A 23298-nucleotide genomic window follows, 5' to 3' on the forward strand; every position below is an offset into this window, starting at 1 on the left:
CCTGATCTTGTCATTTATTCAAGCTTATCAGATAATAGATCCATTGGAAAAACAGAAACTTTCAATTCAATCCATTCAAAATTCCGATGGAAGGAGGCCCATCTATGGAATCAAGGCATCTGTTTACTTTTTTGGTAGTGGTGGAGACGGGAAGCTTCACCCGGGCAGCCGCCAAGCTCGGGTATGCCCAGTCCAGCATTACGGCCCAGATTCAGTCGCTGGAGCAGGAGCTTGGACAGCCGTTGTTCGACCGGATCGGCAAACGCATCCTGCTGACCGATGCCGGCTCCAGGCTTTTGCCGTTTGCCCAGGAAATCGCCAAGATGCACTCTCTTGCCGAGGATGCCGTCCGCTCGCAGAGTCAGATTGGCGGTTCCTTAAAGATTGGCGCACCGGAATCGCTGGCCGTCTACCGACTGCCGGATGTGATTCGCGACTTCCGCAGCCGCTATCCGGGGGTCGAGCTGGTCCTGAAACCAGGTCCCTGCGGGCATCTGCTTGACCTGGCGCGGACCGGAGAGCTGGATCTGGCGCTGATTCTCCAGCCAGTCACGGAAGACCGGGACCTGGAGATTGCGACGCTGATTCAGGAGGACATGGCGCTTGTCGCACCGCCCGGTCATCCCCTCGGCAAGAAGGACAAGGTGGAGCCCGCCCATTTAATAGAAGAAACCCTTCTGCACACCGAGTCGGGCTGCTCTTACCGGCTGCTGTTCGAGCAGTATTTGAACCGTCACGGCGTGTTCCCCGACCCGCAAATGGAATTCTGGAGCATTGAAGCCATCAAACAGTGCGCTATGGCGGGCCTGGGACTTGCCTTCCTGCCCATGGTAGCGGTGCGAAGCGAGCTGGAGGATGGGCGCCTCCTCGCGCTGGACTGGGACGATACCGATCAGCGCGTAGCTACCCAGGTCGCCTGCCACCGCAAGAAATGGAGATCCCCGGCGCTTGGTGAATTTCTGAGAACGCTCCACGACCACGCAGGGCGTTGGCGGAGCGAAGCGATGGCCTTGGCATCCGGGAGAGGAGAGGAAGCAGAATGGAAATGACAGCGGAATACGAAGAAGCGCTGGAAGCTTTTGAAATCTGGATGAAAGATGCCGGCTATACCCCCCATACCCGCTCGTCCTATCTCTCGGACGCCCGGCAATTCCTGCTTCGTCTCGGAGGCAGGGAGCTGGCATCCGTCAAGAAGCTGCATGTGATTTCGTATTTAAGCGCCATGCGGGAGATTGGGAGCAGCGACTCCAGCCGCAACCGCAAGCACGCTTCGGTCAACTGTCTGTTCAAGGCGCTGAATGAACTGGAGCTCTTGACGCATAACCCCGCAGAGGGCATCAAGAAAGCCAAGACGGAGCGCAACCGGGAGCCGGTCTATCTGGATGAACGGGAGCTGCAGAATTTCTTGTCGGCTGTGGAAGGCAAATACAAGACCCGCAATCTGGCGATCTTCCTCCTGATGGCTTATATGGGTCTGCGGGTAGGAGAGGTGCATACGCTGAATATCGGGGATTATGATGCGGAGCGCCGGGTGCTGCGGGTGTTCGGCAAGGGCCGCAAGTGGCGGACCGTACCGGTTCCCGCAGATGCGGCCGCTTATTTGGATCAGGCGGTTCAGGAGCGGCTGACGCCGTGGAGAAGCCGAGAGGAAGCGCTGTTCATTTCGCAAAAAGGACGCCGGCTCTCCATCCGCACCATTCAGGAAATTGCGGCGGAGACCTTCGCCCGTTACCAGGAGGGACTGCCGGAGTCGGCGCGGCGTCCTTACTCCAGCCACAAGCTTCGCCATTCCTTCGCTACCATGCTGCTGCGCAAAGGCGCGGATATTCGGACCGTACAAGAGCTGCTGGGCCATTCATCGATTCAGACGACGACGGTCTACACGCATATTACGGACCGGGATAAGGAGGATGCGATGTCGCGTCTGAATCTGCACCTTTAGTGCAGAAGGGGTGAAAGTCTTTCATAATATTAATTATGTAAACCTTTAAATATGAACAAACTGCATCTTCTGCAATTTGATGATGACAAGCCTTCTTTGACTTGTTAACATGGATAGGGGTTTTGGACAGCATGCAACTTCAATCCATTAACGCGTCTTCGCATAGGGCGAGTCAAGCGAGAGGAGAGTCTGAAGCGGCGGTAGCAGCCGCGTTATCACAAAACTGCCGGGTCCCTTGGACCCGGCAGCCTCTCTGTTGACATCCTTTTTTACAGATCGAGCTTGGAAATTTCACCCTTCAGCTTCTCGGCCGATTGCTGGAACAGGGCCTGCTCCTGGTCATTGAGCGTCAGATCCAGTACTTCGCGCACTCCGGAACGGTCGACTACGCATGGAACGCCGAGGAAGACGTCGGATACGCCGTTGTAGTTGTTAAGGAGGGTGGAGACGTTCAGCACGGCGCCTTCATTGTGCAGAATGGCGTCGACGATCCGGTCGAGAGCCAAGGCGATGGCGAAGGAAGTCGCGCCCTTGGCGTTAATGATCTCATAGGCCGCGTTCTTGGTGTTCTCGTAGATCGACTGCCGTTCCTCTTCGGTGAAGTTCAGGTCAATCCCGGCTACGTTGGCGAGCGACCATACAGGCACTTCGGAGTCGCCGTGTTCTCCGATAATCTGGCCGTGAATGCTGCGCGGATCGATTTCTTTTTGCTTGCCGATCAAATAACGGAAGCGGGCGCTGTCCAGCACGGTACCCGATCCGATCACGCGTCTGCGGTCGAAACCGCTGATTTTGTGCGTGGCATAGGACAGGATATCGACCGGATTGGTTGCAATAAGGAGAATCCCGTGCGAATTGTATTTCGTGATTTTCTGAATAATGTCCCGGAAGATCGAGATGTTCTTGCGCAGCAGGTCAATCCGCGTCTCGCCCGGTTTCTGAGAGGCGCCGGCGGTAACAATGATGATGTCGGCTTCCCGGCAGTCTTCATAGGTTCCCGCCCACAATTTGACACCGCCGATGAATGGCATGCCGTGGTTCATGTCCAGCGCTTCGCCCAGCGCTTTTTGATGATTGACATCAATCAGCACCAGTTCCGGCATGCGGCGGCGAAGCAACAGCGTATAAGCGGTTGTCGTTCCGACTGCGCCTGTGCCGATAATTACAACTCGGTTCGGTTTATAAGGGGCCATTCCGTCCATCTCCTCCGCTTAAAAAGAATTTTTTGTGTCCAATCTTATCCATCATAGTATCTGTACTTAGGGTTTTCAAGTAGGGCGCTTTTAATCCATTACCCAGATTAAAAGCATAGACACCCGCAATTTTGTCAATGAACAGGAGCGAACCGATTAATTATGAACCTTTTTCGCAAAAAGCCGATTCAAAACAGCACCACTACGCTGAACAAAACGCTGGGAGCCCTTGATTTGACCGCGCTCGGCGTCGGAGCGATCATCGGCACCGGCATCTTTGTCATGACCGGGGTTGCCGCGGCTGAACATGCCGGACCGGCCCTGGTGCTCTCCTTCGTCCTGGCCGGAATCGCCTGCGTGCTCTCCGCGCTCTGCTACTCCGAGCTCGCTTCGTCCATCCCTGTATCGGGGAGCGCCTATGCTTACAGCTATGTCGCATTCGGCGAACTGCTGGCCTGGATTCTCGGTTGGGACCTCGTCCTGGAGTACGGCGTTGCCGCCGCAGCGGTCAGCAGCGGCTGGTCCGGGTATTTCCAGGGACTGCTGGAAGGCTTCGGCCTCCATTTGCCGACCGCGCTGTCGGGAGCGTATAATGCGGACAACGGAACCGTTGTGAATCTGCCGGCCATTGTCATTATTCTGCTGATTACGTGGCTGCTCAGCCGCGGGGTCAAAGAGACTGCCCGGTTCAACGGCATTATGGTCATCGTGAAGCTGGCTGTCGTTGCTCTATTTATTGCAGCCGGTATCTTCTATGTGAAGCCGGAGAACTGGACGCCGTTCATGCCGTTCGGCTTCAGCGGCGTCGTGAACGGCGCGGCCACGGTATTCTTCGCCTATATCGGGTTTGATGCCTTGTCGACGGCGGCGGAAGAGGTCAAACAGCCGCAGCGCGATCTGCCGATCGGCATTATTTCGTCCTTGGCGGTCTGTACGGCGCTTTATATTATCGTCTCGCTGATTCTCACCGGAATCGTGCCGTATGCCAACCTGGACGTAAGCGATCCTGTCTCGTACGCGCTTCGTTTTGTACATCAGGACTTTATTGCCGGTCTGATCTCGGTCGGCGCCATTGCCGGCATGACGACAGTGCTGCTGGTTATGCTGTTCGGGCAGACGCGGCTTCTCTTCGCCATTTCCCGCGACGGCCTTCTGCCCAAGAGCCTGTCCGCCGTCAGCCCCAAGACCCAGACTCCGAACCGCAGTACCTGGATTGTCGGCGGATTGATTGCGGTATTGACCGGATTTGTACCGCTGGACCGGCTGGCTAATCTGACGAATATAGGAACGCTCTTCGCCTTTCTGGTCGTGTCCCTTGGCGTGATCGCGCTGCGTTATCTGAACCCTGAGCTGAAACGCGGATTCCGCGTGCCCTGGGTTCCTGTTGTACCGCTGCTGAGTGCGGCAGCCTGCGCGTACCTAATGCTGAATCTGGGCCGGGACGCCTGGATCGGATTTTTTCTCTGGCTGCTGGTCGGACTTGTGATTTATGCCGTCTACGGATACCGGAACAGTGAACTGAATCCGAAGAAACTTCGAAGAGGGAATTCCGAATAGAAAGCAACCAGCCGCTTAAAGAGGAGGAGACAGTGAAAGTGAAGAGGCAGAGCAACTCCTGGATTCGCACACTGCCGGCTCTGCTGGCCGTTCTGCTGCTGCTGGCAGCCTGTTCGTCTTCGCCGGCTCCCCGGGCTTCCCTTCCGCCGCAGCCGACGGAACCGCCGGAAGAAGGGCAGACCATCACCCTGATTACTCCGGATGCGGGCAATCTGGACCCTACAAATACGAAAAAGTACCAGATTCAGACCCGGCTTACCGATTTCCATCTCATGAACGGGAAGGAAGGGATCGCCTGGGGAATTACCAAGAATGCGCTTCGGATGTACATGACCCGCGACAATGGTCAGACCTGGACCAACATCTCCCCGGCAGCGACCGTGCAGTTCACGGCGAATCCGGTGTACGGACAGGATATCTTCTTCGCGGATTCCCGGCATGGCTGGATTGTTCGGACCGGATCGGGAATAACGGAGACAATTGTGCTGCACACCTCGGATGGAGGACAGAGCTGGAAGATCTCCGCGCTGAATCCCAGCAGCCGGATCGCGGCCATTTATTTCGATTCCTCGGCGCACGGCTGGCTGATGACGACCTGGGACAATACCGAGAACAGGGAGAGCAAGGCGCTCTACGTCACCGGAGACGGAGGCGCTACCTGGGAGACGATCATGCAGAATGAACAGTATACGCCTCATTCAGACCAGCCGCCGCTTCCGATTACCGGCGTCTCGCGCGGGATGGTCTTCCGCGACCGGTTCAACGGTCTAGTCTCTATGCAGTTCGGAGAAGAAGTGCGGCTCTTTATAACCGGAGATGGCGGGGTCAGCTGGAAGGCGGCAGACTCGCTGCCGCAGCCGGCCGCCTTGAAGACATGTTCGAAGCTGATTGCGGGAAGTCCGCAGTTCTTCACCGAAACGACGGGCTGGCTCCCGGTGAGCTGTGAGGCCGACGTCGGTGCTGAGGTAACGCAGCACGGCTATTTTACAGCCGATGGCGGGGTTAGCTGGAAATATGCGAATTTCAACCTGCCGGGGCGAAGCGACCCGAACCGCGGGATTCCGCCGACTTTCCTGAATACCCGGATCGGCTGGTGGCTGAACGGAGATCTTCTGTATTGGACAGGCAATCAAGGCCAGGCTTGGCGGGCGCTTCCGGCCAGTTCCGTACTTCAAGCCAAGCTCAAAGAGTATCCCGAAGTCGTCAAGCTGCAGTTCATCGACGAGAAGACCGGATGGCTGCTGATTCAGCGAACCGAAGCCAAACGATCCATTCTTCTTCAGACCATCAACGGAGGTGTCACCTGGAAGGTCATGTAGAGGGTCTAACACCGCCTTGCCAATGCCGACTTTCTATAATGCAGGACCGGACCTCCCGGAAGAGGCCCGGTCTTTTTCATCTTAAAACTTATTTAAAATTTTTCGATAAATGTGAAAAAAATCACATGACAAACCTTAATCCTTGTGATATATTTAACACATAGAGAGCAAGTTCAAAATTTCACAAACTTAAAACCCGATGGGAGAGAACAACCATGACATTCGAAACGGATTATGTAACCCGCAACCTGCTTCAGCTCTGCTACAACTGCGAAGACGCCTACCTCTGCGAGACGGAAGAACAATGCAGAGCCTGCTGGGCCGAGAACGGCATGATGCCTCAGAATGAAGACGAAACCAAGCAGTTGCTGGACCTGGTACATGCGTAAGACGAATCACCCTTATCCCCGCTGAAAGCGCCGCTTCCAATAGAAGCGGTGCTTTTTTGTCGTGAAGACATGGGTTCCGGGCTCCTGCATATACATGAAGTAGACCCCGCCCGGCCGTCGGACGAGGAGAACTTGTGACGGGAGGAATGCTGATGGGACTGGGAGAAGAGACAGTCTGGATGTTCGATCTTGTCGGAACCGTCATTCCGATCTTCATTGCCGTAGTGCTGGGCATTCTTGCCGTGTCCGCCGGAGGGGGACTGTGGAACTGGGTCCGCAACAGCAGGCTGCCGCAGCAGACTGTACCGGCCCGCATTGTCGGCAAGCGAAGCGAAATCCGGCCGCGTTTTCGGGAAGAAGGGGAGCCGGCCCGGACACAAATGCAGTACTATCTCACCTTTGAGCTGGAGGATGGAACCCGGAAGGAATTCATAGTCGGCGGTACGGATTATGGGGCTGCCGTTGAACAGGACCGCGGGTCTCTTCGCTACCGGGGTACCCGATACCTTGGTTTTGAGCGGGAACGGCATTACCGGGCGGCTCAGACCTGGTAAGGGGAGGAAGGAGCGGCAGGGGACGCCCCCGCCCTAAGAGGTTGCGAAGCCTGAACGATTCCCGGCGCAAGGATGGCGTATCCTTCGGCAGCCGGGTGTCGGTCAGGCTTTTTTGTTATACTCTTCATGCCGGAGCACCCGGCCAGACTGAACGTTCAGGAGCTGATAAGAATGCGTTACAAGGATTATTCGGTAATCGTGACGGGGGCGGCCCGGGGCATCGGGGCGGCCATTGCCCGCAGCTATGCGGCGGAAGGGGCGCGGGTAATTCTGGCTGACCTGCTTGTTGAACAAGGCGAGAGAACGGCGGACGATATCCGTTCCGGAGGCGGACAAGCCCGGTTCATTGCCTGTGATGTAAGCCGCGAAGAGCAGGTGGTTGCTCTGATCGCCCGGACTGTGGAACACTACGGCGCCGTTGATATTCTCATCAATAATGCAGGCATCGCCGATCCGCACCAGGCCTCTTTCTATGATCTGACGGGAGACCAGTGGGACCGGGTGATGAATACGAATGCCAAGGGATGCTTCCTGACGTCCCGCGAGGCTGCCAAAATCATGTGCCTCAACGAACAAGGAGGCGCGATTGTTCATATTTCCTCTACCCGGGCTCTCATGTCCGAGCCTCATACCGAGGCCTATGCGGCCTCCAAGGGAGCCATCGCGTCTTTGACGCATGCCATGGCGGTCTCGCTAGGCCCGGACGGCATTACCGTGAACTGTATTTATCCCGGCTGGATCGAGACCGGGGATTACCGGGAATTAAGAGAGATCGACCATGCCCAGCATCCCGCCGGCCGGGTTGGCAAGCCGGAGGATATAGCCAGGGCTTGTCTGTACCTGACCGATTCGGTGAACCGCTTCATCACAGGGGCCGGACTGGTGGTCGACGGAGGAATGACCGTCAAAATGATCTACGAACCCTGACCAAGAAAAAGGGATTCCCCGGGACAGTCACCCATTGGGCATTCGCACATACAATACATCATGCAACACGAGAGCGGTCGGCTTGAAGGAGCCGATTGTTGGGGAGGGAACAGCGCGTGGCTGTAATCAAGGCGAATTCCGAAGATGTCAAAGTGCTAGCCCGGTTGATGCGCGCCGAAGCGGAAGAGGACGGCGACCCCGGAATGCTCATGGTCGGGAATGTCGGAGTCAACCGGATTCTGGGCAATTGCCTCGACTTTCGGAATATCCGGAGCATCGACGATATGGTCTACCAGTCTCCGGGAGGATTCGAAGCTCCGCAGAAGGGCTACTTCTACCAGCGGGCCAGAGAGCGCGATATCCGGCTGGCGAACCGGGTCATAGCGGGCGAGCGCACCTGGCCGGCCAGCAATGCCCTCTGGTTCTTCCGTCCCGAAGGCGATTGTCCGGCAACTTGGTACAACCAGCAGAATACCGGACGCTACAAGGCGCACTGTTTCTTCAGTCCTTCCAGCGAGGAATGCCCGGCGGTGTACTAGAGAATCCCAAGATTATTTTGTCAGGAGGAAATTATCCATGTACCAAACGTATCGCCCCGTTACTTACACAACAGCTCACGGATCCGCAATGCCCCAAATGGGCGCCGTGCCGCCCCAGGTATCGAGCGGAGGGGTCATGACGCCGGGAGGAACCGTCGTATCCACGGCGCCGCCCGTATTCGAGCAATCCTATATCGAGAACATTTTGCGGCTTAACCTCGGCAAAGTCGGTACTTTCTATATGACTTACGAGAACAATTCGGAGTGGAATGCCAAGATCTTCAAAGGGGTGCTGGAAGCCGCCGGCCGCGACCATATCATCATCAGCGATCCTAATACCGGCCAGCGCACCATTCTGCTGATGGTTAATCTCGACTATGCGACCTTCGATCAGCCGCTGGTCTATCAGTACCCGGGAGTCATCGGCAATCCGCCGGTATCCCGTTCGCGCTGAACGCATAAACGGCAGGTAACAGCGGAAGAGGACGCTTCCCGGATGCGGGCGGCGTCCTTTCGTCCTTTTTTGCAGAGGGACAGGCATGGTTGCGAAGTGGCCAAATATATCTATATAATGATTATTATAATTCTAATCGTGATGACAGGCAGGAGATGAATGCGTTGGGAAATTGACCTTGAAGGAGAAGTCGGCTGTCGCATTGGCCCACATTTTTAGAGAGCGAAGGAGGTGGCCTATCCGCCGGCGATTTGCTCTGGAGCGGATAGGATAATCAGTTGAGCGACCCTTTACCCGATTTATTAAGGCTTGGACTTATTTTTCTTTTAGTGCTGTTGAATGGTTTTTTTGTTTCCGTGGAGTACGCCATGGTCAAGGTGCGCGCTTCGCGTCTTGACCATCTCATTGAAGAAGGCAGCAAGCGGGCGGTGCCCGCACGCGGAATTCTGCGCCGCATGGACGCCTATCTGTCGGCTTGCCAGCTCGGCATTACGGCGGCTTCCCTGGCGCTTGGCTGGCTGGGCGAACCGCTGGTCGCACAGGCGATCTCGCCGATGCTGAGAGGAATGGGCATCGGCGCGGCAGGGGTTCATGCCGTATCCGTCGTACTGGCCTTTCTGTTTATTACCGTGCTGCACATTGTGCTCGGCGAGCTCGCTCCGAAGACGATTGCCGTCAACAAAGCGGAGCGGGTTCTGCTGCTGATGGCCGGGCCGATGAACGTCTTTTACCGTCTGCTCTATCCGCTGATCTGGCTGGTCAACGGCATTGCCGGGGGACTGCTTCGGATCTTTCGTCTGACTCCGGTGTCGGAGCTTGGCACCGCGCATACCGAGGAAGAAATCCGCAGTCTGATGCAGGAGAGCAACAAGAACGGATTGATTGACAACACCGAAATGGCGCTGGTAGACAACATCTTTGAGTTTGTCGATACGACGGCGCGCGAAATTATGATTCCGCGCACGGAAATGATCTGCCTCAGCAAACATCTAACCCTCCAGGAGAATCTGGAGATCGCATTCGAGGGGATGCGGACCCGCTACCCGGTCTGCGAAGGAGATAAGGACCATATCATCGGGTTCATTCACATCAAGGATTTAATTCGCGGCAACTCGCACAGCTATGAGGAATTGGTACGCCCGATTCTGACCGTGCCGGAATCGATTCAGATCAGCGCGCTGTTGAAGCTGATGCAGAAGGCGAAGACGCAGATCGCCATTCTGATCGATGAATACGGCGGGACCTCCGGACTGGTCACGCTGGAGGATATCATGGAGGAAATCGTCGGCGAGATTCAGGATGAATTCGACGAGGAGCGGCCTGCTCTTGAAGTCATCGGAGAGGACGAATATTCGGTCGATGGCCTCATGCTGATTGAAGAGATCAACGAGCAGTTTGGCCTCCAGCTGGAGACGGAGGACTACGACACCATCGGCGGCTGGTTGTACGCCAAGCTGGAGGACGGACCGCCGCAGAAAGGCCAGCGCTACGAGACCGAAGGTCATCTGTTGCTGGTCGAAGAGACGGATCACAAGCGAATCTCCCGGATTCGGCTGGTGAAGCTCGATTATCTGGCGGAAGAAGAAGGAGCCTAAGGCCTCTAAGGTCCCGTAAGGATGGCCGCGAAGCTTCGACTTCTCCGTTTCGATTGTTCTATCTTGCCTTAATATGCAAGACCGCTGACCGCTCCGCCCTCCCCGGCGGAGCGGTTTTTGCGGCAGCGGCAAGATGCAGTACGGCGGGGCAGCGTTGCCAAGCGGGAAGGCAAGCCTTTATAATCGGATTGATTTCATTTTGGGAGAGAAAGGACTTATGCCACTTGAATAAGCAATCGTCCAAGACAGCAGCCAAGGCTGCAAGCAAGAAGGAACAGCGCCGCGCCGAACAGGAACGGGCCAAACGCCGGAACCGGATTATGCTGATCTTCACAGCTGTCGTCGTCATCGCCGTGATCGCGGCTCTGGCGCTCTGGTCCAGACAGGACCCGGAATTCAACTACAGCGAGCTGCCGCGGCTGGGACAAGCCGATGCGCCGGTGAAGCTGGTGGAATTCGGAGATTTTAAATGTCCAGCTTGCGCCGATTTCACGAATACCGTGAAGCCGAAGATCGTACAGGACGCCATTGATACCGGCAAAGCTGCGTTCTACTTCGTCAATATGTCGTTCGTCGGCCCCGATTCCGAGACGGCTTCGCTTGCCGCCCTGTCGGTCTATCATCAGAACCCGGATGCCTTCTGGAAGTTCTATGATGCCGTCTATGCAAGCCAGGGAGATGAACAGACCGAGTGGGCAACCAAGGACTATCTGGTCAGTCTGGCCCAGAAAGAGAAGCTGGAGATTGATTACGACCGGCTGGCCAAGGATATCGAGAATGCCACCTACCGCAAGGAGCTGGAAAGGGACAACAAGACCGCAGAGAAGTTCAATGTTACAAATACGCCTTCCTTGTTTATTAATGGAGTAAAGACAAAAGACCCCTTTAATTACAGCGCCGTTGCCGCAGAGATTGACAAGGCGGCAGCCAAGGCCAATCCGTAATGGGCGGGGCGGTACGTTTCCTGCGCCGCAACTGCCTGTATCTGGCCTGGCTGGTTGCCGTCGTCGCCACGGCGGGCAGCTTGTACCTAAGCGAGGTGTTGCATTACGAGCCCTGCAGGCTCTGCTGGTTCCAGCGGATCTTCATGTATCCGCATGTCATTTTGCTCGGAATTGCCACCTACCGCAACGACCGGAAGATCATTCCTTACGCGCTGCCGCTCAGCTTCATCGGCGGTGCGATCTCGATTTATCACTATGCCGAGCAGAAGATACCGGCCTTCGGGCGCGTATTCTCCTGCACGGTTGGGGTTCCGTGTACGCAGGATTCCCTTGATTTTCTCGGCTTTATCACCGTCCCGCTGCTTGCGCTGATTGCCCAGATTCTGATCGTGCTGCTGCTGTGGGCGGGCAGAAAGGGCGAAGAAGACAATGCCGGGCAAGAGGACGGCAGCATCCGTTAATAAAATGTACGCAAATGAACATAAAAGTAAGGGCAACAGGGATAATAGAAGAGAATGAAAGAGAAAAAACGAACTTCTTGAGGTTTTGACGGAAACAGCTTGTTTTTCATTCTATTTTCATTTTTTTCACCGCTTTACGGCGGATGGTTTTTTATTCTAATATTAGACCTTGTGAGAAGTTGAATATGCGCTGAATTTTCCAAGGAAAAACGGGGGAACCAACTGACCGCTGTTGGGGTCAAAGGGGTGAATCGACGCTGGGCCGCTTGGTCCGCGCCGTAGGGCTTCCACAGTCCGAATCCGCCAGCTAACCTCGTAAGCTGCTGTGGAATGATGAACCATGCCCAGGCATGCGGCTCATTTCCGCATGCCTGTTTTCGTGCCTTTATTTATGAAAATTCGCTTCTGAAAACAGCGCACGGCATAGCCGTTTCAACTCACCCAAAGAGAGGAACCGAACCCATATGGTAAGCAAAGTAAAACGTCTGCTGATCGGGCGGCCGCGAAAGTCGACCGAACTCGAACAGGAGAAACTGACCAAAGTAAAAGCACTTGCGGTCTTGTCGTCGGACGCCCTGTCGTCCGTCGCTTACGGCACCGAGCAAATCCTGCTCGTTCTGGTCGCCGCCGGCTTTACGGCGATTTGGTATTCCCTCCCGATTGCCCTGGCAGTTTTGGCGTTGCTGGCAATATTGATCTTATCCTATCGCCAGACGATTTACGCTTACCCGCAGGGAGGCGGCGCTTATATCGTCGCCAAGAACAACCTTGGCGTATCTACCGGCCTGCTCGCCGGCGGCTCGCTGCTGGTCGATTACATCCTGACGGTTGCGGTCAGCGCATCGGCAGGCACCGATGCCATCACCTCCGCTTTTCCGAGTCTGCACAATCACAGCGTAGGCATTGCGGTAACCGTCATTCTGATTCTGACCATTATCAACTTGCGCGGAGTAACGGAATCGGCCTCCTTCATCGCCATTCCGGTCTATCTGTTCGTGGTTGCCATCGTTGTGCTGATTCTCTCCGGCGTTGTGAAATATATGACCCAGGGCTCCCACGCCGCTGTTCCGGAGATTGGCACCGCCGTATCGAATGTCAGCCTGTTCCTGCTGCTGAAGGCATTCAGTTCCGGCTGTTCGGCTCTGACCGGGGTAGAGGCGGTATCCAATGCCATCCCGAACTTTAAGGCGCCTTCCGAGAAGAACGCAGCCAAGACCCTGATGATGATGGGCGTGCTGCTGGGCTTCATGTTTACCGGCATTACGCTGCTCGCTTACTGGTACGGCATCACGCCGAACGAGAAGGCGACCGTCGTCTCCCAGATCGCCGAATCGACCTTCGGCCGCGGCGGCATCTACTTTATCATTCAGGGACTGACCGCCGTTATCCTGTTCCTTGCGGCCAATACCGCCTATTCGGCCTTCCCGCTGCTGTCGTTCATGCTGGCCAAGGATAAATACCTGCCTCACGCTTTCATGATTCGCGGCGACCGTCTGGGCTTCTCCAACGGCATTATCTTCCTGGGCGTGCTGTCGGCGCTCCTGGTGGCAGCCTTCCACGGCCATACCGAGAATCTGATTCCGCTGTATGCCGTCGGCGTATTCATTCCGTTCACCCTGTCCCAGCTGGGCATGATGATTCGCTGGTACCGGCTCAAGCCGAGCGGCTGGAGAACCAAATTTATTATCAATACCATCGGGATGCTGACGACGCTGACCATTACGCTGATCTTCATCATTACGAAGTTCGCCAATGTATGGATGGCATTCCTCTTCCTGCCGATCGTCATGTTCATCTTCATGCGCATCCATCGGCATTATCAGAACACGGCCGACGAGCTGCGCATCCAGCTGGATAAAGATAAACCCTGCATTAAGGGAAGCACCGTCATTGTTCCGGTCTCCGGCGTTACCCGGGCCGTCCTGCATTCCATCAGCTATGCCAAATCGCTGACCGACAACGTGGTGGCTGTCTACATTGGCTTCGATGAAGAAGAGATTCACAAGATGGAACAGAAGTGGGAGGAGTGGAATCCGGGCGTCCGACTGATTGTGCTGCGTTCCCGTTACCGGAGCATCATCCGGCCGCTGCTGAAATTTATTGACACCGTCGAATGGAAGACATCGGCAACCGACCACATCACCATTCTGATTCCGCAGTTTATCACCAAGCATTGGTGGCAGGCGGCCCTGCATAACCAGACGAGTATCCTCATCCGTACGTACCTCATGAACCAGAAGGATGTCGTCGTTGCAACCGTTCCTTTCCATCTTCATAAGTAAAAGCTTGGCGCCCGGTTCCCCGGGCGCTTTTTTTGTCTCTCTTGACAGAGATAATGATAATCAATATCATTTGTAATGATAATGAGACAGGTTGATTTTTAGGAGGAAAATAAATGTTCAAGTTTACGCGTTCCCGTAAATCCCGGTCTGCAGCTCTGGCCGGTGTCCTGATGATTGCGCTGCTGGCTTCCGCCTGCGGCAATTCCAATAACGGCTCCGCCAGCAGCCCGGCCCCGGCCGAGAGCCCGCCACCGGCAACCGCTGCGTCGGCCGAACCGCAATCGGCCGGGAAGACGGTGACCGATGCCATGGGGCACGAAGTGAAGATTCCGGCGAACCCGCAAAAGGTGCTGGCCTCCTACCTGGAAGACTACCTGGTTACACTGGGGGTCACACCGGTAGCTCAGTGGTCCGTTCCGAACGGCGTCCAGGACTACTTATCCGACAAGCTGTCCGGTGTCCCGACGATCAGCTATGATCTGCCGCTGGAGGCGGTGATCAGCTTCGCGCCCGACCTTATCCTCATCGGATCGGAATCGGCTGTGCAGAACGGTCTGTACGACCAGTACAGCAAAGTAGCGCCAACCTATGTGCTTGGCGACGAGACGGGCAAAGACTGGCGCAAGGCGCTGACAACGATCGGCGGTCTTCTCGGCAGAAGCGGGCAGGCGGAAGCAGCCATAGCAGAATATGACCGGAAGGCTGCGGATGCCAAGGCCAAGCTGGCAAAGGCGGTATCCGGCCAGTCGGCGGCAGTGGTCTGGCTGGTTCAGAAGAATTTCTACCTGGTGGATGAGACACAGTCGAGCGGTTCGGTCCTGTACCGTGATCTGGGGCTCACGCCTCCGAACCTGGTCACGGATATTCCCGAAGCGAACCGGGCCAGTTGGAATCCCGTGACGCTGGAGAAGCTTGCGGAACTCAAGGCCGATCATCTTTTCCTTGTCAACAGCGATAAGACCGAGGGCTCCGATGTGCTGAACAGTGCGATCTGGAAGGGCATCCCTGCCGTCAAGGCCGGGCATGTCTATGAACTGGAAGCGTCCAGCAGCTGGCTCTACAACGGACCGACGGCCGGTTCCCAAGTAATCGACGACGTTCTTAAGTTTCTGGTCAAATAGAACCTTGCAGGCAGGCACCGGGCGAACCGGTGCCTGTTCTTTTTTGGCAACCTGTGCGCCTGTCTTGTACAACCGTCTCGGATTTGCGATAATGTAGCTACTGATATTGGTTATCATTATCAAAAGGAGCAGGCCGAATGGTTCACAATTCCGCATCCATCCCCCATACATCATCTACGGCCAGACCGGACCTGCGCTCCAGACCCCGCTTTGCTTGGTTCATTCTTGCGTTCGGATTCCTCGCGCTGCTCCTGGCCATGGCGGTCTCCATCGCTGCGGGAGCGGTAGACATCGATCTTGGCACGGTCATGCAGGCGCTGCTTCGCTATCAGCCGGAGCTTCAGACCCATGTCGTGATCCGTGAAATCCGGCTGCCGCGCACGATCGCCGGCGCTCTCGTGGGCGCATGCCTGGCCGTCGCGGGCGCCATGATGCAGGGCATGACTCGTAACCCGCTGGCCGATTCCGGCCTGCTGGGGCTGAATGCCGGAGGAGGCGCGGCGATGGCTGCGGCCTTCGCGTTCCTGCCGTCGGTGAGCTTCTGGGAGCTGATGCTGTTCTCCTTTGCCGGGGCGGCCGTGGCGGCTCTAGTCGTCTTCGGCGTCGGTTCGCTATCCTTCAGCGGTCTGACGCCTCTTCGGCTGACGCTCGCCGGAGCGGCGGTAAGCGCTCTGCTGTCCGCTGTCAGCCAAGGCATCGCCCTGATGTTCAATCTGAGCCAGGACTTGGCCTTCTGGTATGCCGGCGGCGTTGCCGGAGCGACCTGGGATCAGCTGCGCCTTATGGCGCCTTGGTCTGTCGGCGGTCTCGTCGCAGCCCTGCTGATGGCCCGCCCGGTTACCGTGCTCAGCCTGGGAAGCGACGTAGCCAGCGGCCTCGGTCAAAGAACCGGGCTGGTTCAGGCCATCGGCCTGGCCATTGTGACCATTCTGGCCGGCACCGCGGTTGCCGCAGTGGGGCCGGTTGCTTTTCTCGGACTGATTGTTCCGCATCTGGTACGCTTCCTGGTGGGGCTGGATTACCGCTGGATTATCCCGTGTTCGGCTGTGCTGGGCGCGCTGCTGCTTGTCGCGGCCGACACAGCGGCCCGGCTGGTCAGTCCCCCTTATGAGACGCCGGTCGGCGCGTTGATCGCGCTGATCGGTGTTCCCTTCTTCTTCGTCCTTGCGCGCAGGGAGAGGGGGAGCGCCCGATGAGAAGAAGACCTGTACGGGCAGGCGGCGGAGCGGGCGGAATGGCGGTGGTGGCGGTTCTGGCCCTCCTCGTTGCCGTTGTAGCGGTTCTCGGCATGAATACCGGCTATATGAAGCTGTCGGCACCGGATGTGCTGCGCACGCTGGCCGGAAAGGGGAGTCCCCAACAGCATCTGATCCTGTTCGATTTCCGCCTGCCGCGAATAACCGTTGCCATTCTGGTGGGCGCAGGCTTCGCGGTATCCGGCTGCGTGCTGCAGAGCCTGGCGCGGAATGCCCTGGCCGAACCCGCTACCCTGGGCATAACGGCCGGGGCGGGCCTGGCGGTGATCCTGTTCATCTCCTACTTCCCGGCGGTCACGGCCGCTCCGGTCTATGTGCTCCCGGCCCTGGCGCTCGGAGGTGCGGCCGCTGCGGCGGCGCTCATCTATCTGCTGGCGTACCGGAAGGGAGAAGGCGCCGCGCCGACCCGGCTGATTCTCTCGGGCATTGCCCTGACGGCGGGAATCAATGCGGTTCAGATCGTATGGGCCTTGAAGCTGAATCCGCAGAATTATGCCTTTGTCGCGACCTGGATCGCAGGGAAGATCTGGGGCGGAGGCTGGCCCTTTGTCTGGGCGCTGCTGCCTTGGGCAGGCGTTCTGCTGCCGCTCATCTTCCTGAAAGCGCGCGTACTGAACGCGCTGAATCTGGGCGACGCTGCGGCATCCGGCATCGGCGTCGCCGTGGGCCGGGAGCGGCTGCTGCTGATGGGGGCCGCCGTGGCGCTAGCCGGCGCCTGCGTCGCCGTCAGCGGCGGAATCGGCTTTGTGGGCCTCATTGCGCCGCATCTGGCGCGGCGTCTGGTCGGCCCGCGGCACCAGATTCTGCTGCCAGCCTCGGCGCTGACCGGGTCGCTGCTGCTGCTCGCGGCCGATACAATCGGCCGCTGGATCATGCAGCCGGCGGAGATTCCCGCCGGCGTCGTCGTCGCCGTCATCGGCGCCCCGTATTTCCTGTATTTGCTGGCCCGTGCGAAGGCCTGAATTCTATACGTTGAGCTGAGGAGTGTTGAACCATGCGGGAACGTCTGAACGCCCGGGAGCTGTCCATCGGTTATGCCGATACCTTGATTGTAAGCGACTTGAACCTGTCGATTCCGACAGGGCAAATTACTGCGCTGGTCGGCGCGAACGGGTCCGGCAAGTCTACCATTCTTAAGACAATGGCGAGACTGATGAAGCCCAAGAGCGGGAGCGTCATGCTGGACGGCAAGTCGATTCACAGCCAGTCCACCAAAGAGGTTGCGCGCCAGCTCGCCATTCTGCCGCAGAATCCAACGGCTCCCGACGGACTGACCGTATCCGAGCTGGTCAGCTACGGACGCTACCCGCATCAGAAAGGCTTCGGCGCCATGACGGCGGAAGACCGGGCAATTGTCGCCGAAGCGATCGAAGTGACCGGCATGACCGCATTTGCGGACCGGCCGATTGACCGTCTCTCGGGAGGACAGCGTCAGCGGGCGTGGATCGCAATGGCCTTGGCCCAGCAGACCGAAATCCTGTTCCTGGACGAGCCAACGACCTTCCTTGACATGGCGCACCAGCTGGAAGTGCTGCAGCTGCTTCAGCGTCTGAACGAACGCGAAGGACGGACCATTATCATGGTCGTCCATGACCTGAACCACGCCTCCCGCTATGCTCAGCACATGGTGGCGATCAAATCGGGCAGCGTGGTCAGCGAAGGATCTCCGGAAGTCGTCATGACGCCGGATGTGCTGCGCGAAGTATTCGGCATCGAAGCCGACATTGTGACCGATCCGCGGACCGGGCTGCCGCTCTGTCTGCCGTATGAACTGGCGATGCGACAGGCTTCGGGCGTGTAAAAAGAGGAAGGAGGCGGATTAACAATGACGAAGACGAACCAATCGACCTGGACGGAGGGCGAGGAAGCTCCACTTCGGGACCGGCATGAACTCTGGCAAGGTCTCGCCGATCATCTGGATATTCACCTGGACGCGCCAGCCGGTTCCGTTCATTCCGTTCCGCTGGCGGCGCTCGCTACGGCCGAAGGGATGGCGGCCTTTGTCTGCGCCTATACCCCTTTGATGAAAGCGCTGGATCCCAAGGCCGTGGGCGCCTACACCGCTTCCGCCTGCTCGGTAGCGGCGCTTGGACTTCAATATGCTGCCTTATACCATGGCCGGATGCCTGATTTTTCCCTGAATGAGCTGGAACTGCATCTGATTCCCGCTGCGGGCTACTGCCGGACGGCCTTTGTCTGGTCGGGCAAGGAGAGTACTGCCGCGCCGGAAGGGCCGGAGCTGCGGAGAGCCTGGCTGGAGGAAGCCTGTACCCGTTTCTACCGGGATACGCTGCTGCCGGTCATCGGCCGCTTGTCGGCCGCGACAGGCCTCGCTCCGGGAGAACTGTGGGGCCAGCTGCCCTCGCGGTTCAATTACTACGCCGATCTGCTGACCGGTCCGGCAAGCGATCCGGCCGTCGCGGCCCGGCTCCGGGCCGACTATGAAGTGCTGAAGAAGCTCCCGGGTTCGCTCTTTGGCATGGCGAAGAATCCGTTCGACGTTCCCGTCCGGCTCATCGAAGCTCTGGATGAACCCGGCAAGTACGTCCAGATGCGCAATAAATGCTGCCAGTATTTCAACACGGAAGGCGGTTCTTACTGCTATACGTGTCCGCGGATCAGCGAGAAGGAGCGCAGCCGCAGACGGGAGGCCTATTGCCGGCCGCAGCCTGAAGACTGATCTCAGCCGGGCCGCATCGATCTCTGCCAAACGGCCCGATCCCCCTTATAGCATTAAGGACGACAGAGACTGCCGACTCGCCTGGCGAAGAACAGCGGTCTTTTGCTGTGCGCGTCTCCGCCGATACGCGCGGTCATTGACAAGAAAGCCTGTTCGTTGATACAGTTGGGGTTGCTTAAATACGACCGACAACGTACAAAGGAGTATAGTTCCATGACGATAGAGCAAATGCAGGAGGAGCTTGCGGCCCTGGTTCCAAAGGGAACCGTCCGCAGCCGGGAATCCCTCAAGGAATATGTGTTCACCCGGATGGGAGGGGTCGCGGATCTTCTGGCGATTCCCGCCGATTATGAGGAGTTCTGCGCCATCGCGGCTTACGCGGCCAGGAACGGCGTCCCCCTGACGGTGCTTGGCAACGGCTCGAACGTCATCATTCGCGACGGCGGAGTCCGGGGCATTGTTCTCTATACGGCAGGTCTGGACCGGATCGAACAGGACGGCGAATGGCTCGTGGCCCAGTGCGGCGCCCGGATTATTGATGTATCCCGCCGCGCGCTGGAGCTGGGTCTGACCGGACTCGAATTTGCCTGCGGCATCCCGGGAACGGTCGGAGGCGCCCTCTATATGAACGCCGGAGCCTATGGCGGAGAAATCGCCGACGTGCTGCACAGCGCCCTTGCGGTGAACCCGGAAGGCAAGCTGGTGAAGCTGGGGGGGGAGGCGCTGTCCTGGGGCTACCGCTCCAGCATCTTCGCTGAGGGCGGTTATCTGGTGCTGGAAGCGCGGTTTGCGCTGAAAGAAGGAGACCGGGCGGATATCCGGGAGAAGATGGACCATTTGACCGAGCTGCGGGAGTCGAAGCAGCCGCTCGAATACCCGTCCTGCGGCAGCGTGTTCAAACGGCCGCCGGGCCGGTATGCCGGACAGCTTATCCAGGAGAGCGGACTTCAGGGAACGCGGATCGGCGGGGCGGAAGTCTCGCGCAAGCATGCCGGCTTCATTGTGAATGCCGAGAATGCTACGGCCGGAGATTATATTTCCTTGATTCATCACGTGAGAGCCACCGTACTGGAGAAATTCGGCGTAGAGCTGGAGACGGAAGTCCGGATTATCGGAGAAGATGAGGCAGCGGACCGGGCCTGATCTCCAGGCAGTCAAGGCTTAGCCTGCCTGATGTCCGATCGTCTGCTCTCGAGATTACGCGCTGCTGCCGTGCAGAATGAACAGCCCGCTTGCTGTGCCCCTTTCGGGGCCGCAGCAAGCGGGCTGTTCGCGTTATGGAGAGCGGCGAAGCCGTCTGTCCGTATATTGGATCCCGGGTAGAGAGCGCCTATTCGCCAAACGGCGACAGGGTGTATTCAGCCCGCTCGGTATGAAGAACGAGAGAGTCCCCTTCCGGGCGGACGGAAAGGCCGGGTACGGCGATTTCATAACTGGAAGTGGGCAGCGGAACCCGTTCGCCTTCTGCGTTGAGAGTGCTGCCCAGTCCGCGGAGAATAAAGGCGCTGTCGAGGTAATCGTCAATGACGCCCTGCGCCTCCGCGTCCCGGTAATCGACGCCGCTTAGTTCAATCTGGACCGAATCCAGATCGTCCTGCTCTCTTTTGTCGATTGCAATGGTTCGGCCCATGCGTTCTTCAAGCCATTGGGTAATTTGCTGGATTTCTTTTGCCATTATCGCCCACGTCCTTTCCTGATCCTACAGATTATTTTACCCGCAGTGCCGGGAATGAATCCATTCGAGGAAGGCCCGGGGATGGAATGCCTCTTGCTTTTCCTTAAATACCTAGTATAATACTCGGTAATAAAGAAACAAGGAGCCGGTTATCATGACGATGGACGATTATTTGGATCTCTATAATTATGCCGCCGCGCTCGGCGACAGGGAGTGGCAGAACGACTTGCTGGAACAGATGAAGACCCTGTCCAGCGTGCCGGCTAACGAACGAAGCCGCCGGAGCATTCGGGAATGGTGGGTCCGTTTTGACGAGATTAACCTGATGCTGGCCGAATTGTATCAGAAGCTGCGGGACGAGGGAGAAGAGCAGGAGCAGTGCCGGTGGAAAGAAGAGATTTGGGAGCTGAAACTGGAGCGCATCCAGCTGGCCAGATGCATTCAGAACGAGTATTTCCGGATTCAATAGGTTGCTGAGAACAAATAAAAAAGGCATGCAGTTGTCTGCTCTGCCTGACTGCCGTGCGTTCGCCATTCCCGGACAGCGGGAACGGGCGGCGCTTGAAATTCTTACTTGGACATCTCCATCTGATTGCGCATCATCGTCATGCACATCGTCATCATTTCATCGCAGTCCTGCATTTTCTTCATCATCATGTCCATGTTCATTCCGTCCATCATCTTCATGGAGGACATCTTCTCCATACACATCTTCATGGTGTTCATCTTGGCCATCATGTCGTCCATACACATACCCATCATCATTTCCATGCACATCGATTCCATTCTTTCTACCGCCTCTCCTATAGTTGGGCCTCCAAAGATTCCCTATGAATAAATTACAATAAACAAGCGGGCTTTTCAATATAAAATTAGAAAAAAATGTAATATCTGATTATACATACCGATCTTATAAGGTTGCTTGGTTTGAACAGGCTACGCTATTCAAGCTTTCTATGTACCCGCCGCCCCCGTCCAGCCGACGCTGGCAAGGGGCGGCGGTTCTCGCAGATTTCGTACTTCCGCCAAGAAGGAGGCGCTTCAACGGGCATTCGCTTCCAGCTCAATCCACTCGGAAGACCAACTGCCGATTTCCCCCAGAATGGGAGCCAGAGCCTGGCCCTTGGCGCTCAGGGAATATTCAATCCGTACAGGAATTTCGGGATAGACATGGCGTTCCACAATCCCTTCATGCTCCAGTTCCTTCAGGCGCTCGGAGAGGACCTTGCCGCTCAAGTTGGACAGGCAGCTCTCGATTTCACCGAACCGCCGGGGTCCGGGAATCAGAACGAACACAATCAGGGCGACCCAACGCTTGCTGAGAATATCGACCGCTTTCTCGAAACGGGGACACATGTGAAAATCGTTCACTTCGCATCACCTCTATTAGGGATAAATTAAACGTCCGTTTAAAAACTTACCAAAAGTAATCACAACTATTTAATTACTATTATAACTTGACGATATAATATTACAATGGTAAACTTACTTACAATTAGTTACTTAAAATAACAAGGTAACCGCCCGGCTGATCAGGCCGCTGCGGACAGCATACAAAGGACGGTGCGCAAAATGACGAATTCTCAAGTGGCTGCTCTGCTAAAGGATAAAATACAGACGCTTCCTGCCGGAGACGGCGCTCAAGTATTGGTCGGACCTATCCGGCTTCCGGTCAATCTGGACGGCGGCACCGTTACGTTTCAATGGTACAACTGGGTGCATCTGAATGAGGAAGAGCTTGCGGACTTGGACGGAGGACGGGATGTGGAGGCGCTGATCGGCAAGCTGCCCGCTATGAGGCTGGCCGAAGGACAGCAGTCCAGCGTGCTCGTCTACGGCGATTTCGAGCATCAGGAAGACGCCCTGATTCGCATGCACAGCATCTGCCACACCGGAGATATCTTTGGAAGCAAGCGCTGCGACTGCGGGTTCCAGCTGCGCCAGTCCATGCGGATGATCGTGCAGAACGGGGCAGGAGCGCTATTCTATCTCGCCGATCATGAAGGCCGCGGCATCGGGCTGTTCAGCAAGGCGCTGGCCTATCTTCTTCAGGAGGAAGGGATGGATACGGTCGAGGCGAATCTTGCGCTTGGCTTCACGGACGATTCCCGGGATTATTCGGGAGCGATTGCGGTGCTGCGGGCGCTTCGAACCAAGCCGGTTACGCTGATTACGAATAATCCGAAGAAGCTCGAAGCGCTGAAGAACGCCGGTATGAATGCCGTCAAGCGGATTCCGCTGTGGGGAGACGTCTCCGCTTTTAACGAGAAGTATCTTCGCACCAAGATTGCGCGCTCCGGCCATCTGAAGGCGGACGATACGGAAGAGATTCTTGAAGGCCGCATTGCACAGTAAGCGCCAGAGACTGGCGATTTCGCAGCGGCTCCTTTATAATGAGTGCTTGAACTGA

General features: G+C 56.9%; 25 protein-coding genes and 1 riboswitch. Of the genes, 21 read left to right on the top strand and 4 right to left on the bottom strand.

Going from position 1 to position 23298, the window contains the following annotated elements; translation table 11 throughout:
• Positions 1-104 precede the first annotated feature (104 nt).
• Both RBI05_RS06325 and RBI05_RS06330 read left to right on the top strand, forming a co-directional pair.
• Positions 105-1049 (top strand): LysR family transcriptional regulator, encoded by a 945-nt coding sequence (locus RBI05_RS06325; protein ID WP_310550463.1) that lies wholly within the window; start codon positions 105-107, stop codon positions 1047-1049.
• Positions 1040-1942, top strand: a complete 903-nt coding sequence (locus RBI05_RS06330) for a tyrosine-type recombinase/integrase (RefSeq protein ID WP_310550464.1) — start codon at positions 1040-1042, stop codon at positions 1940-1942. Before RBI05_RS06325 ends, RBI05_RS06330 begins: the two co-directional genes overlap by 10 nt.
• A gap of 269 nt (positions 1943-2211) precedes the next feature.
• Here RBI05_RS06330 and RBI05_RS06335 read toward each other — a convergent pair whose 3' ends face one another.
• On the bottom strand, positions 2212-3135 hold the full coding sequence (locus RBI05_RS06335; RefSeq protein ID WP_150457409.1) for an L-lactate dehydrogenase: 924 nt from the start codon (positions 3133-3135) through the stop codon (positions 2212-2214).
• A gap of 162 nt (positions 3136-3297) precedes the next feature.
• On the opposite strand from RBI05_RS06335, the gene RBI05_RS06340 reads away from it, so the two are divergent.
• The 17 genes from RBI05_RS06340 to murB all read left to right on the top strand — a co-directional run bounded on the left by RBI05_RS06340 (position 3298) and on the right by murB (position 20356).
• A complete protein-coding gene (locus RBI05_RS06340) occupies positions 3298-4692 on the top strand; it encodes an amino acid permease (RefSeq protein ID WP_310550465.1) in 1395 nt (464 codons plus the stop codon).
• A gap of 32 nt (positions 4693-4724) precedes the next feature.
• On the top strand, positions 4725-6011 hold the full coding sequence (locus RBI05_RS06345) for a VPS10 domain-containing protein (protein ID WP_310550466.1): 1287 nt from the start codon (positions 4725-4727) through the stop codon (positions 6009-6011).
• A gap of 215 nt (positions 6012-6226) precedes the next feature.
• Entirely contained in the window at positions 6227-6400 is a 174-nt protein-coding gene (locus RBI05_RS06350; protein WP_191089497.1) for a hypothetical protein, read from the top strand.
• 152 nt (positions 6401-6552) lie between these two features.
• Positions 6553-6954, top strand: a complete 402-nt coding sequence (locus RBI05_RS06355) for a DUF2500 domain-containing protein (protein ID WP_223879794.1) — start codon at positions 6553-6555, stop codon at positions 6952-6954.
• Between the two features lie 171 nt (positions 6955-7125).
• A complete protein-coding gene (locus RBI05_RS06360) occupies positions 7126-7881 on the top strand; it encodes an SDR family oxidoreductase (RefSeq protein WP_310550467.1) in 756 nt (251 codons plus the stop codon).
• 116 nt (positions 7882-7997) lie between these two features.
• Positions 7998-8420 (top strand): cell wall hydrolase, encoded by a 423-nt coding sequence (locus RBI05_RS06365; RefSeq protein WP_150457413.1) that lies wholly within the window; start codon positions 7998-8000, stop codon positions 8418-8420.
• Between the two features lie 88 nt (positions 8421-8508).
• Positions 8509-8874, top strand: a complete 366-nt coding sequence (gene gerQ / locus RBI05_RS06370) for a spore coat protein GerQ (protein WP_223879802.1) — start codon at positions 8509-8511, stop codon at positions 8872-8874.
• Between the two features lie 278 nt (positions 8875-9152).
• Positions 9153-10469, top strand: a complete 1317-nt coding sequence (locus tag RBI05_RS06375) for a hemolysin family protein (protein ID WP_150457415.1) — start codon at positions 9153-9155, stop codon at positions 10467-10469.
• A 224-nt stretch (positions 10470-10693) separates the two neighbouring features.
• Positions 10694-11413 carry a DsbA family protein gene (locus RBI05_RS06380; protein ID WP_310550468.1) on the top strand — a complete coding sequence of 240 codons (720 nt, stop codon included), beginning with the start codon at positions 10694-10696 and terminating at the stop codon, positions 11411-11413.
• Entirely contained in the window at positions 11413-11874 is a 462-nt protein-coding gene (locus RBI05_RS06385) for a disulfide oxidoreductase (protein WP_150457417.1), read from the top strand. Before RBI05_RS06380 ends, RBI05_RS06385 begins: the two co-directional genes overlap by 1 nt.
• A 178-nt stretch (positions 11875-12052) precedes the next feature.
• Positions 12053-12211, top strand: a riboswitch (cyclic di-AMP (ydaO/yuaA leader).
• Positions 12212-12338: 127 nt separating this feature from the next.
• Positions 12339-14156 carry an APC family permease gene (locus tag RBI05_RS06390; RefSeq protein ID WP_150457418.1) on the top strand — a complete coding sequence of 606 codons (1818 nt, stop codon included), beginning with the start codon at positions 12339-12341 and terminating at the stop codon, positions 14154-14156.
• Between the two features lie 113 nt (positions 14157-14269).
• Positions 14270-15277, top strand: coding sequence for an ABC transporter substrate-binding protein (locus tag RBI05_RS06395; protein ID WP_310550469.1), 1008 nt, complete (start codon positions 14270-14272; stop codon positions 15275-15277).
• Between the two features lie 137 nt (positions 15278-15414).
• Positions 15415-16473, top strand: coding sequence for a FecCD family ABC transporter permease (locus RBI05_RS06400; RefSeq protein WP_310550470.1), 1059 nt, complete (start codon positions 15415-15417; stop codon positions 16471-16473).
• Complete coding sequence (locus RBI05_RS06405; RefSeq protein WP_310550471.1) at positions 16470-17495, top strand: FecCD family ABC transporter permease; 1026 nt, start codon at positions 16470-16472, stop codon at positions 17493-17495. Before RBI05_RS06400 ends, RBI05_RS06405 begins: the two co-directional genes overlap by 4 nt.
• Positions 17496-17527: 32 nt before the next feature.
• Positions 17528-18334: an ABC transporter ATP-binding protein gene (locus RBI05_RS06410; RefSeq protein ID WP_150457422.1), complete on the top strand. Its 807-nt coding sequence runs from the start codon at positions 17528-17530 to the stop codon at positions 18332-18334.
• A 24-nt stretch (positions 18335-18358) separates the two neighbouring features.
• Entirely contained in the window at positions 18359-19213 is an 855-nt protein-coding gene (locus RBI05_RS06415) for a (2Fe-2S)-binding protein (protein ID WP_310550472.1), read from the top strand.
• A gap of 213 nt (positions 19214-19426) precedes the next feature.
• Positions 19427-20356 carry a UDP-N-acetylmuramate dehydrogenase gene (gene murB / locus RBI05_RS06420; RefSeq protein ID WP_310550473.1) on the top strand — a complete coding sequence of 310 codons (930 nt, stop codon included), beginning with the start codon at positions 19427-19429 and terminating at the stop codon, positions 20354-20356.
• 187 nt (positions 20357-20543) lie between these two features.
• On the opposite strand, the gene RBI05_RS06425 is transcribed toward murB, so the two are convergent.
• Complete coding sequence (locus RBI05_RS06425; protein ID WP_150457425.1) at positions 20544-20888, bottom strand: hypothetical protein; 345 nt, start codon at positions 20886-20888, stop codon at positions 20544-20546.
• Positions 20889-21042: 154 nt separating this feature from the next.
• Between RBI05_RS06425 and RBI05_RS06430 the strand changes: the two genes are divergently transcribed.
• Complete coding sequence (locus RBI05_RS06430) at positions 21043-21357, top strand: hypothetical protein (RefSeq protein ID WP_310550474.1); 315 nt, start codon at positions 21043-21045, stop codon at positions 21355-21357.
• Positions 21358-21458: 101 nt separating this feature from the next.
• Here RBI05_RS06430 and RBI05_RS06435 read toward each other — a convergent pair whose 3' ends face one another.
• Positions 21459-21674, bottom strand: a complete 216-nt coding sequence (locus RBI05_RS06435; protein WP_150457427.1) for a hypothetical protein — start codon at positions 21672-21674, stop codon at positions 21459-21461.
• Positions 21675-21929: 255 nt separating this feature from the next.
• Complete coding sequence (locus RBI05_RS06440) at positions 21930-22259, bottom strand: winged helix-turn-helix transcriptional regulator (protein ID WP_310550475.1); 330 nt, start codon at positions 22257-22259, stop codon at positions 21930-21932.
• 201 nt (positions 22260-22460) lie between these two features.
• Here RBI05_RS06440 and RBI05_RS06445 point away from each other — a divergent pair, with 201 nt between their 5' ends.
• Positions 22461-23243, top strand: coding sequence for a GTP cyclohydrolase II (locus tag RBI05_RS06445; RefSeq protein WP_310550476.1), 783 nt, complete (start codon positions 22461-22463; stop codon positions 23241-23243).
• Positions 23244-23298 lie beyond the last annotated feature (55 nt).

It is taken from the genome of Paenibacillus glufosinatiresistens (assembly GCF_031470375.1).
Taxonomy (GTDB): domain Bacteria; phylum Bacillota; class Bacilli; order Paenibacillales; family Paenibacillaceae; genus Paenibacillus_AQ; species Paenibacillus_AQ glufosinatiresistens.

Excerpts from the sequence above, each read along its gene's own strand:
- gerQ (WP_223879802.1), top strand. The coding sequence starts at position 8,509 with ATGCCCCAAATGGGCGCCGTGCCGCCCCAGGTATCGAGCGGAGGGGTC.
- RBI05_RS06335 (WP_150457409.1), bottom strand. The coding sequence starts at position 3,135 with ATGGCCCCTTATAAACCGAACCGAGTTGTAATTATCGGCACAGGCGCA.
- RBI05_RS06325 (WP_310550463.1), top strand. The coding sequence starts at position 105 with ATGGAATCAAGGCATCTGTTTACTTTTTTGGTAGTGGTGGAGACGGGA.
- RBI05_RS06405 (WP_310550471.1), top strand. The coding sequence starts at position 16,470 with ATGAGAAGAAGACCTGTACGGGCAGGCGGCGGAGCGGGCGGAATGGCG.
- RBI05_RS06385 (WP_150457417.1), top strand. The coding sequence starts at position 11,413 with ATGGGCGGGGCGGTACGTTTCCTGCGCCGCAACTGCCTGTATCTGGCC.
- RBI05_RS06360 (WP_310550467.1), top strand. The coding sequence starts at position 7,126 with ATGCGTTACAAGGATTATTCGGTAATCGTGACGGGGGCGGCCCGGGGC.
- RBI05_RS06430 (WP_310550474.1), top strand. The coding sequence starts at position 21,043 with ATGACGATGGACGATTATTTGGATCTCTATAATTATGCCGCCGCGCTC.
- RBI05_RS06435 (WP_150457427.1), bottom strand. The coding sequence starts at position 21,674 with ATGGAATCGATGTGCATGGAAATGATGATGGGTATGTGTATGGACGAC.
- RBI05_RS06330 (WP_310550464.1), top strand. The coding sequence starts at position 1,040 with ATGGAAATGACAGCGGAATACGAAGAAGCGCTGGAAGCTTTTGAAATC.
- RBI05_RS06340 (WP_310550465.1), top strand. The coding sequence starts at position 3,298 with ATGAACCTTTTTCGCAAAAAGCCGATTCAAAACAGCACCACTACGCTG.
- RBI05_RS06425 (WP_150457425.1), bottom strand. The coding sequence starts at position 20,888 with ATGGCAAAAGAAATCCAGCAAATTACCCAATGGCTTGAAGAACGCATG.
- RBI05_RS06355 (WP_223879794.1), top strand. The coding sequence starts at position 6,553 with ATGGGACTGGGAGAAGAGACAGTCTGGATGTTCGATCTTGTCGGAACC.
- RBI05_RS06350 (WP_191089497.1), top strand. The coding sequence starts at position 6,227 with ATGACATTCGAAACGGATTATGTAACCCGCAACCTGCTTCAGCTCTGC.
- RBI05_RS06445 (WP_310550476.1), top strand. The coding sequence starts at position 22,461 with ATGACGAATTCTCAAGTGGCTGCTCTGCTAAAGGATAAAATACAGACG.
- murB (WP_310550473.1), top strand. The coding sequence starts at position 19,427 with ATGACGATAGAGCAAATGCAGGAGGAGCTTGCGGCCCTGGTTCCAAAG.
- RBI05_RS06415 (WP_310550472.1), top strand. The coding sequence starts at position 18,359 with ATGACGAAGACGAACCAATCGACCTGGACGGAGGGCGAGGAAGCTCCA.
- RBI05_RS06410 (WP_150457422.1), top strand. The coding sequence starts at position 17,528 with ATGCGGGAACGTCTGAACGCCCGGGAGCTGTCCATCGGTTATGCCGAT.
- RBI05_RS06395 (WP_310550469.1), top strand. The coding sequence starts at position 14,270 with ATGTTCAAGTTTACGCGTTCCCGTAAATCCCGGTCTGCAGCTCTGGCC.
- RBI05_RS06390 (WP_150457418.1), top strand. The coding sequence starts at position 12,339 with ATGGTAAGCAAAGTAAAACGTCTGCTGATCGGGCGGCCGCGAAAGTCG.
- RBI05_RS06400 (WP_310550470.1), top strand. The coding sequence starts at position 15,415 with ATGGTTCACAATTCCGCATCCATCCCCCATACATCATCTACGGCCAGA.